This window comes from Bradyrhizobium sp., from assembly GCF_049691595.1.
In the GTDB taxonomy this organism is placed as follows: Bacteria; Pseudomonadota; Alphaproteobacteria; order Rhizobiales; family Xanthobacteraceae; genus Bradyrhizobium.
In genome coordinates this window covers 1-9795 of sequence record NZ_JBAVNZ010000364.1, presented here as the reverse complement: position 1 = coordinate 9795, position 9795 = coordinate 1, and the positions used below count along the sequence as shown (strand labels likewise).

The window sequence follows — 9795 nt, the reverse complement described above, 5'->3', positions numbered from 1 at the left end:
GCCCACGGCCTCGTGGTTCGAGACGCGCCGTTTTGCCGCGCTGCTCGCCCGCGCCAAGCCCCGGTTCTGATTAATCAAAACCGGACGGGCTCCGGCAGCGATGCCGCTGTGACTTCGCCACACTTGCTCCTATATAATAGCCAGCTTCGGCGCTGAGCCCGGCGTTGCACGGCCGGCAGCCGGAGCGGATCCATGGGGAGACACCGTGCAGACGACGCTGCTCGGCCTGGCGATCGCCTTTATCATTGCGCTGCTGGCCGCGCTGGTCGGGCCGTATTTCGTCGACTGGAATCAGTTCCGGCCGCAATTCGAGGCCGAGGCGACGCGGATCATCGGCGCGCCGGTCCGCGTCGGCGGCGAACTCGATGCGCGTCTGTTGCCGGCGCCGTCGCTGAGGCTGCGTTCCGTCGCGGTCGGCGGCGCCAATGATCTCGGCAAGGTCCGGGCTGACAAGCTCGACGTCGAGTTCAGCCTGGGCTCACTGATGCGCGGCGAGTGGCGCGCCACCGAGCTGACGGTCAGCGGCATGTCGCTCGATCTCGGCCTCGATCCGAAGGGCCGGATCGACTGGCCGGCCTCGAGTGGAACCTTCAATCTGGGATCGCTGGCGATCGACCGGCTCAATCTCACCGGCCGCCTCGCCCTGCATGATGCGGCGAGCCGCGGCACCATCGAACTGAGCGACATCGCCTTTGCCGGCGATGTGCGTTCGCTGGCCGGATCGGTGCGCGGCGACGGCCATTTCATGCTGGAGGGGACGCGTTACCCGTTTCGGGTTTCCTCCGGACAGGGCCCTGACGGCAATGGCACCCGCGTCCACCTCAATATCGATCCCGGACAGCGCACGCTCGCGGTCGACCTCGAAGGCATGCTCAGCTTCGAGACGCGCGCGCCGCGCTTCGACGGCGCGGTGACGCTGGCCGCAGCGGCCGAGCCAAAGCCAAAGGGCGACCAAGGATTGCAATCGCCCTGGCGCATCGCGGCCCGGGTCAAGGCCGATCCCTCGGCCGCGCGGCTCGATCAGGTCGAGGTGAGTTACGGCGCGGAAGAGCGCGCGCTGAAGCTCGCAGGCAGTGGCGAGATTCGCTTCGGCGCCTCGCCGCTGCTGCGGGCGACGCTGTCGGCGCGACAGCTCGATGCCGACCGGTTTGTCGCCAGGGACAACATGATTGCCGAGCCAATTGGCATGATGGTGGCGCTGCGCGCGCTGATCTCGGCAATTCCGCCAGCTCCGATCCCCTCGCAAGTCGAACTCACCGCCGAGCAGGTCATGCTCGGCGGGCGGCCGTTGCAGGACATCGCCGCCGAACTGCGGGGAGACGCGAAATCCTGGACCGTGCGCCGGGCGGAGTTTCGCGCACCCGGCGCGACGCGGGTGTCGCTGAGCGGAGTGAGCGCGCCAAACGCATCGCCCGACCGTTTCAAGGCGGCGCTCGATGTCGAATCCTCCGATCCCGGTGCGCTGATCAATTGGTCGCAGGGCCGCGGCGACATCATTTATCGCAGCCAGAAGCCGCTGCGGCTGCGCGGCGATGTCACGATAGCGCCCGACGGCTTCGCCATCGATGCCATGAAGGCCGAGGTCGATGGCAGCGCGGTCGTGGGGCGGGTGGCGTTCTCCGGCAGGCAGGTCAACACCGGCTCGCGGATCGAGGCGGACCTGAAGGCGGAGCGCGTTGATGTCGAAGCCGCCAGCGCCTTGCTGGGTTCGCTGGCGGTACCGCCGGCGGAGTGGCCGGACGAGGCAAAGCTTTCGCTCGATATCGGCCGCGCGATCTTGCCCGGTCAGGAACTGCGTCCGCTGGTCGCGAGATTCGGCTATGATGCGAAGACGCTTGCGCTGGAGCGATTGAAGATCGGCCAGCCTGACGGCGCGACGCTGGAAGGCGCGGGCCGTTTCGACCGCGTCAATGCGACCGGAAAACTGGCGCTCACTTCCGGCGCGGCGTCGCTCGGCCAGCTTGCCGGGCTGATGGCGCCGTTCGCGCCGTCCGTTGCGGCGCGGCTCACGGCGTTGGCAACGGGTCCAGGCCCGGTGCGCGCAAAATTGGCGCTCGATCTCGACCGCAACGCAGGCCAGGCCGATCGGGTCGCCGCGCGCGCCGTGCTCGATCTCGATGCGCCGCAGCTCAAGGGCGTCGTCGCCGTCACCGCGACGCCAAATGTCGCGGCGATCCGCGGCTTCGATCTCGATGCGCTCGGCCGCGGCGAGATCGGCATCGAGGCAAAACTGTCGTCGGCGCAGGGGCGCGCGCTGCTCGCCTTGCTCGGTCTCGATCATGCGATCGCGGCGGGCGAAGGCGCGGCGCAATTCGAAGGTTCGCTCGCCGGCGCCTTTCGTGCGCCGCTGCGGCTGAAGGCGAGGATTTCGGGGGCGGGGCTCGATGCGGCCGCCGAAGGTTCTGCCGAGCCCTGGGCGCAGGAGGCCAGGGCCAGCGTCAATTTGAGAGTACGGCGTGTCGATCTCGGGCCGCTGCTCGATCTCAAGCCGTCCGACACGTTGGCGCAAAACATCGGCCTGTCGTCGCGCGTCTTGCTTTCGGGCAACAAGCTTACCTTCGACGATCTCGACAGCACCATTGCCGGTTCGCGGCTGCGCGGCCGCCTGGCGCTCACCCTTGGCGACGAGAAGAACATCGACGGCGAAATCGGGCTCGACCAGATCGCGCTGGCGCCGGCGTTCGCGCTGGCGATCGGCGCCGCCGGACATGATGCCGCCGAGCCGCTCGGCCTGGGATTCACCACGGGCTGGCGCGGCCGTATCGCCTTTCAGGCGCTGCGCGGTTTACTTCCCGGCGGCGGTGAATTGCAGCCGGTGAGCGGCACGATCAAGGGCGACGGTCAGTCGCTGACGCTCGATGCCCTCACGGGCAGGATCGGCGGTGGCGAAGCGGCCGCCAATATCGACGTCAGGCAAAGCATCAATGGAACGATCTTGAATGCAAGCCTTGATCTCCGCGGCGTCGATGGCGCGGCGCTGCGCTACCGGAGTCTGGCGATGCCGAAGGGGCGTGCGTCGATGCAGATGACGCTGATGAGCCAGGGGCGCAGCGCGTCGGCATTGACGGGGGCGCTGTCCGGCAGCGGAACGGTGACGCTGGAGCAGGCAAGGATCGCCGGCCTCGATCCGCGCGCGTTCGACGTGGCGATCCGCGCCATCGACAGCGGCCAGGCGATCGATGATGCGCGGCTGAAGCGGATCGTCGAGCCGGTACTGGCCGCCGGCGCGCTGTCGATTGCCTCCGCGCAAATTCCGTTCAACATCAGGGATGGCCGGCTTCGCGTCGGCGCAACCGCGCTCGATGCCAATGGCGCCCGCGTCATCGTCTCCGGCGGCTATGATATTCCGGCCGATCAGGCCGACATCCGCGTGGCGCTGGCGTCGACCGCCGCGGGGACGGCGACCAGCCATCCGGAAATCCAGCTGTTCGCGGCGGGCACGGCCGATGCGCTCAATCGCACGCTCGATGTGACCGCATTGTCGTCCTGGCTCGCGGTGAGGGTGATTGATCGCGAAACAAGGCGGCTGGATGCGATCGAGCGCGGCGAGCCGCCGCCGGCGATACCGAAGCCGACCCCGGCCTCGATCCCGCCGCCGGCAGAGGCGCTGCCCGCGCTGGAAGCACCGGATCTGAATCCGGCCGACCCGCTTTCCGACGTGACGCCGGCAGGCCGCGATCCGCGCAGGTTGCGGCAAAAGCCCAGGGTCGGCGCGCCGCGGCCGCCGCTTGCGCCGCCCGTTGCCAATGCGCCTGCACCGAATTCGCCCGCGCCCGTCGCCAGCCAGCTGCAGGTGGCGCCGCTGCCGCCGCCGATCGACGTCAAACCTGTGCCCGGCGCCATCAAGCCGAGGCCGCGGCCGCCGCTCGCATTGACACCGCAGGTCGCCAATCCGCCGTCGCGACCGGCGTTTTGAAAGGGCAATTGCTTCGCGAGTTCCCGTGCAGCGGGTGCTGCGGCGCTTCGATCGATGCGGGATCGAGATGGTTGGTCGGCTCTCCGGCGTCGCCCGCATCAATTCGGCGAACCGCCTCAGTCGAAGGCCGATGGAAGTTCGCCCTTCCGGAAGATGACCGTCGGCTCGTCGTCATAGTCGCCCATCTCGGCATCGCCGGTGGATGAGAAGGCGACCACGCCGAGCTTGCTCAGCGCCAGTCGCTCTGCCGTTCGCAGCGCGCCGACTGCCGTTTTGCAGGCGATCGGAGCATCGGCCTTGAGGTTTCCCCCTCGGCCGGTGTTGAAGGCCTGAACGAAGTAGCTGGTCTCGCGAGGCATCGGGCTCTCCTTTGAGTACACAAGGCCGTATCGCGCGACTTCGGATTCAGGACATCGCTTGCATCAGGGCGGAAATCCTGATGGTCGCAAAGTTGGAGTAGGTGTCCGATACGGCGTAGGGCAAAATGATCTGATCGTTGTGCCGCATCGCCCCGCAGGTATAGACCACGTTCGGAACGTAGCCCTCGCGCTCGGACGGTTCCGGCCGCAACAGCGGTTCGCTGGAACGCGCCAGCACCCTGGAGGGGTCGCGCTTGTCGAGCAGCGCCGCGCCGATCGAATATTTTCGCACCGGGCCGACGCCATGGGTCAACAGCAGCCAGCCCTCGTCCAGCTCGATCGGCGATCCGCAGTTGCCGATCTGCACGAACTCCCAGGGAAATTGCGGCTTCAGGATCGCCTGACCACCGTCCCATTTGTACAGGTCGTCCGAATAGACCAGATAGAGGTTCTCGTTGTCTTGTCGAGCGATCATGGCGTACTTGCCGTCAATCCTGCGCGGGAATAACGCCATGCCCTTGTTGCGCGTGGCCGCGCCGTGCAGGGGCGACATCCGAAATGACAGGAAGTCGCTGGTCTCGATCAGCTCCGACCGGATCGCGGTGCCCTGGTAGGCGGTATAGGTTGCGTAATAGGTCTTCCGGCCGCCATCGGTGAATTCGACGAAGCGGGCGTCTTCGATGCCGTGTGACTGGGATTCCGTTACCGGAAAGATGACGCGTTCACTGATATCTTCGTCCGGCTTGAAGACCACCTCAACCTCGTCGCCGATCGGTCCGGATACCCGATATCCAATCCGCGGACTTGAAGCGAGCCGGGCTGTGGGATCGACTTCAAGGCTGCCGTCGGCGGCGATGGTGCCGGCGCGAAACGTCAACGACGACACATGTCCTTCGCCGACGGCGCGGAGGCTGAGAATAAAGCGCAAGCCGCCTTGCGGTGTCCCTGACTGGTCGGGGTGGGGCACGATGCTGGGATTGAACAGCGCCGACGCCTCGAACGAGTACTCGTTGAGAAAATAGGCGCCGATCAACTGGCGCTGGACTTCGGAAAAGCTGCCATGCGCCGCGAGCGCCTCCTCCATTTCGTCGGCACGGAGCTCGAAGGTCTCCAGCAGGTTGCGATGCCGGCCCTGGAAGTTGTCCAGCACCTCCGCCAGCTGGCTGGCCGCGGCCTTCGGATCGAGCGCGAGAACCCGTTCGACGATATGGTTGGCGCGTGTCTTGTCGGTGGGGTTCAGATCGCGCGGTTCAGTCGCCGGCTTGAACGGACGCACGATCACGCGCGCGGGGTCGGGGCGCAGATAGAGCGCCTGCCGATGCAGGAAAGTCGCTTGCAACAAGGTGCCCTCGGTTTGCCGGAGTGGGAGTGACATCAAGCGCCGACGGCGCGAAGCGCCACGGAATTTGCCGGGCTGACATGAACGCGCTCGAGCTGACGAATCTCCGCAAGACCGAGCAGATAGGACACCACCGACTCGCCGCCGCGATTTTCGTTGGCGCGGTCGGGATGCAGTCCGTCGCGGCAACTGCCGCTCTCGGGATCGACGAGCGCGATCGACAGATCGTTGCTGCCGAGAAACCAGGCGAAGACGTTCGCTGCGACAGCCTTCCATTCGGCATCGCCGTCCGCGCGCCACGCCGTCAGGCAGGCGGCAATCGTCGCCGTGGCTTCCACCGGCTGCTGATCGAAATTGCGCGGAGGTTTTCGCAGTTCGCCGAAACCGGCGGTACCGACCGGCCGGAATTGACCCGTCGATGTCGTTTGCTGGGTCATCAGCCAGCGTAGCGACCTCAACCCGGCATCGACATAGCCGGGCGTTTGCGTCGCCATGCCTGTCACCATCAAGGCCTGCGGCAGCCGCGCATTGTCATACGCAAGGCCTTCCTCGAACCACGGCCAGTCCGGCGTCTCGACCGAAGCCAGGCCGGACATCAACCGGTCTGCGAGACCACGACGTATTTCCCGGGCGCGGAGGTCATCGGGAGCCACCGCGCAATAGCCATCCAGCCCCAGCAGTGTGAAGGCCGATGCGCGCGGCGAACGAAAGGACTTTACGGTCGGTAATGCCTGGGCAAACAAGGCGGCGGCCCATCGACGCCGTGACGGGCTGGCATCCTTGCGCGCGCACTCACCCAGGGCCCACAAGGTTCGCCCGTGACTGTCTTCGGAGCCACTGTCTTCGAGCCAGGTCCGGTTGAAGCCCATGAAGTTGCGAAATCGTCCGGTGCCGGGATTCCACGCGTGCTGCACGAAAGCGGCAAACCGGGCGGTCAGGACTTCCGAAAGGGGGTCTTCGCCCGGAGCATTGAGCGCACAGGCCAACAGCAGCGCGCGGGCGTTATCGTCCACGCAATAGCCGTGCGAGCGATCGGGCACCGAATGCACGGCGTGCTGGAACAGCCCGGTATCGTCGCACATCGCCAGAAAATGACTAATGTGCATCTCCGGCGCGGCGGGACCGCGCGACGCGATCGCGTCCGGAGCGGTGCGCGCGATGACCTTCAACCAGTGACCCTGCCGCGCATTCTCGAAGGTCGCCATGTAACGCTCGCCGGTGCGCTCCCACGTCATCGACCGGCTGGTCGCGTAGGCACGTTCCCGCATCGCTCGCCGGCGCGGGCCATCGGTGAGCAATTGCGCGATTTCGTCGCCGATCGCCGCCGGGTCGCCAAAGGGAACCAGAACGCCGCGGCCATCGGCCAAAAGCTCGAGCGCGTGCCAATAGGGCGTCGAGACGACCGGTTTTCCGAGGCCGAAACTGTAGGCCAGCGTACCCGACGTCATCTGCGCCTCGTTGAGATAGGGCGTAACGTAGACGTCGCACATCGAAATGAATTCGAGCAGCGTGGCCTGATCAACGAACTGGTCGAGGAATACGACGTGGTTCTCGACGCCGAGTTCCCGCACGCGCGTCGTCAGGCTCTCGCGGTAGGCTTCGCCCTGATCGCGAACCAGATTGGGGTGGGTCGCACCGAGCACGACATAGACCGCATCCGCACGACGTTTCAGGATCGAGGGCATGGCGTCGATCATGACTTCGATGCCCTTGCTTGGGGATAGCAGGCCGAATGTCAGGATGACGGAACGGCCGCTGAAGCCGAATTTGGCCTTTGCCGCGTCAGGCTCCACAAACGGAAAGTCGGGAATGCCATGGGCGATCACTTCGACCTTGTCGTCCGGTGCCCGATAGACGCTGCGCAGCAGTTCGCGGGCCTTGTCGGCCATCACCACGACCTTCGAGGAGGCCTCGACGATGCGCGCCGTCACCGCGCGCTGGGTTGCCGTCGGATTGGCCAGCACCGTGTGCAGCGTCGTCACGACCGGCATGGTGAGGCGCGACAGCAGTTCCAGGATGTTGGCGCCGGCTTCGCCGCCGAAAATTCCGAATTCGTGCTGCAGGCAGACGACGTCGAAACGGCCGGCGTTGAGAAACGCCGCGGCGCGCACATATTCCTCGATGGCGCCATCGTTGATCTGCAACGCGACCGAACGGGGATAGTCATAGGCCTGACCGTGGTCGGTCATCGCCACGATACAGGTCTCCAGGCTTGGCCGTGAAGTTGATATCGCGCGTTGCAGGTCGGTCGTGAAGGTTGCGATTCCGCAGCGGCGGGGCAGCGAATTGCCGATCACCGCGATCTTGCGGAGCGGCGTCACGTTCGTGCCTCGGCAAGGCCGGTCAATTGCAAAACGGCGGGAGCGGCAGGCGGAACAGGTTTGGTCGACGGCTCATCGAGCCGCCGCAGCAGCGTGGCGACTGGAGCGGCAGCCGGATACGCGATCAGGGCGCTCAACCCGTTGGGGCCGACCTCGATGCTCGTGCGACCGCCACCAACGAAGATCGCCTGTCCGATGGATGCCGCCTCCAATCCAAGCGCCGCGTGGCCGTCGAGAACGAGAAACCAGGTCTCCGGCTCGGCGAGCATCGCCCAGCTTGAACCCCCGGACAGGTCAAGTCGCTCAAGAACGAAATGTCGGCTCGCCACCAGAACCGTTCGGGCCTCGGTGAGGCGCGTCGGATGGCACGGCGTTCGAAGCGGCCATGGATTGGCAACTGCCACGCCATTGTCCTCGTGCAATTCGCGCTGGCTGCCGTAGTCGAACAGGCGGAATGTCGCGTCGCTATGCTGCTGAATTTCGGCCAGCACGATGCCGGCGCCGATGGCGTGGATCGTGCCGGCCGGGACGAAGATGACATCGCCTTTCGCAACCGGACGCCAGTGAACCAGTTCGGCGATCGAGCCGTTCCTGATCGACGCCCGTAATTGCTGTGGCGTTACCCGGTGCGTCAATCCAACGCCGATCCGCGCATCCGCGCTTGCCGAGAGAATGTACCATGCCTCGCTCTTGCCGTTCGGCATCCCCATCGCACGCGCGAAAGTATCGTCGGGATGAACCTGGATCGACAACGGCTCGCTGGTGAACAGCAGCTTGAGCAGCAAGGTCGGCACCGGAGCAGTTCTGTCGGCCCGCTCGAACCACAGCTCACCGACGGCGTCACCTGTGCCGTCGATACTGCTCCAGGGTTGGAGATCGCTGACCCCCCAGGGCTTGTGCACGACCCGTACGGAGGCATGTTCGATGGGCATAGGTTGTCCTGACCCGTGACGCGCACGTCGGAGTGACGGGCCGTTGGCCGATATCGTCCATAGGAGCTGTGTGGCTAGGGCGTCGCCTTTACGGACAAACGCTTCGAGCGATCTTGCGCTAGGTGTTAGGTGGCTACTCCAGCGCCGCATATCAAGCCGGGCGCGGTCTTTAGCACCGTCCGCACCGGCATTATGCTGAAAAGTCCCGAAAATGAAGGAAAATGACCGTCTCCCGCTGATCGAATGGCCTGGCGGGAATTGGCGATCTGGTTTCCCGCGCTTCTGACGCCCATCGTCGCAGGCACGTCTTCCAATCCGCGGGCTGGTCCGCAGCTAACCCCAGGGGTCCGGCCGGTCGCGATGGTGCGAAACACGCTCATCGCGTCGCGATGCGCGCCGGAGGTGTGATACACGATGCTGATCGACTCTGAATATTTCAGATTTGGTATCAGGCCTGATTCACGGGTTTCACATAGGTACTAGCCTGGCGGAACCGGGAATGTGCCGGGCAGAGCGGGGTTTATCGATATGGCTGGAGACATAATCCTCGCGCGACAGCAGGAGGCATTCATGATCAAGACCGCAATCAGGTTGGCAGCATTGGCAATATTCCTGATGGCGCTGGTCGCAGCGCCCTCGCTCATGTCGGCTCTTGCCGCCGGTGGTGGCGGTGGTGGCGATTCTGATTCGGTCACCTCGCCGGCGCCTGGCACAAGATCGACGCCCGCCAACAAGACCACCCACAAGAGCAAGAAGAAAGCCACCAAGCAGTCCAGCCTCGACGATGCCGGTTTTGTCCAGGGCTACCGCGCCGCCTATGCGGCGATCTATGACCGCAACGCCTATGCTGACGCCATCGGGCAGCTAAAAGCGCTCGGCCACGACGATCATCCGAATGTCGCCAATCTGATCGGCTACTCCTATCGCA

At 65.4% G+C, this 9795-nt stretch carries 5 protein-coding genes and 1 pseudogene; 2 read left to right on the top strand and 4 right to left on the bottom strand.

The window, feature by feature from the left end; genetic code table 11:
* The first annotated feature begins 205 nt into the window (after positions 1-205).
* Positions 206-3916 carry an AsmA-like C-terminal region-containing protein gene (locus tag WCE35_RS16095; protein WP_424594331.1) on the top strand — a complete coding sequence of 1237 codons (3711 nt, stop codon included), beginning with the start codon at positions 206-208 and terminating at the stop codon, positions 3914-3916.
* Between the two features lie 116 nt (positions 3917-4032).
* Here the strand turns inward: WCE35_RS16095 and WCE35_RS16090 are convergent, their stop codons facing one another.
* The 4 genes from WCE35_RS16090 to WCE35_RS16075 are packed head-to-tail and all read right to left on the bottom strand — an operon-like array spanning position 4033 to position 8867.
* Positions 4033-4275: a hypothetical protein gene (locus WCE35_RS16090; RefSeq protein WP_424594330.1), complete on the bottom strand. Its 243-nt coding sequence runs from the start codon at positions 4273-4275 to the stop codon at positions 4033-4035.
* Between the two features lie 46 nt (positions 4276-4321).
* On the bottom strand, positions 4322-5617 hold the full coding sequence (locus tag WCE35_RS16085) for a glycoside hydrolase family 130 protein (RefSeq protein ID WP_424594329.1): 1296 nt from the start codon (positions 5615-5617) through the stop codon (positions 4322-4324).
* Positions 5618-5649: 32 nt separating this feature from the next.
* Positions 5650-7935 carry a glycosyltransferase family 4 protein gene (locus WCE35_RS16080; protein ID WP_424594328.1) on the bottom strand — a complete coding sequence of 762 codons (2286 nt, stop codon included), beginning with the start codon at positions 7933-7935 and terminating at the stop codon, positions 5650-5652.
* Positions 7932-8867, bottom strand: a complete 936-nt coding sequence (locus WCE35_RS16075) for a class I mannose-6-phosphate isomerase (RefSeq protein WP_424594327.1) — start codon at positions 8865-8867, stop codon at positions 7932-7934. The genes WCE35_RS16080 and WCE35_RS16075 overlap by 4 nt, the downstream gene beginning before the upstream one ends.
* A 570-nt stretch (positions 8868-9437) precedes the next feature.
* Between WCE35_RS16075 and WCE35_RS16070 the strand changes: the two are divergent.
* Positions 9438-9795: pseudogene (locus tag WCE35_RS16070) on the top strand (tetratricopeptide repeat protein); the annotation flags it as partial.

What these genes read in the sequence shown, in the direction of transcription:
- WCE35_RS16075 (WP_424594327.1), bottom strand. Translation starts at nt 8,867, where the DNA reads ATGCCCATCGAACATGCCTCCGTACGGGTCGTGCACAAGCCCTGGGGG.
- WCE35_RS16090 (WP_424594330.1), bottom strand. Translation starts at nt 4,275, where the DNA reads ATGCCTCGCGAGACCAGCTACTTCGTTCAGGCCTTCAACACCGGCCGA.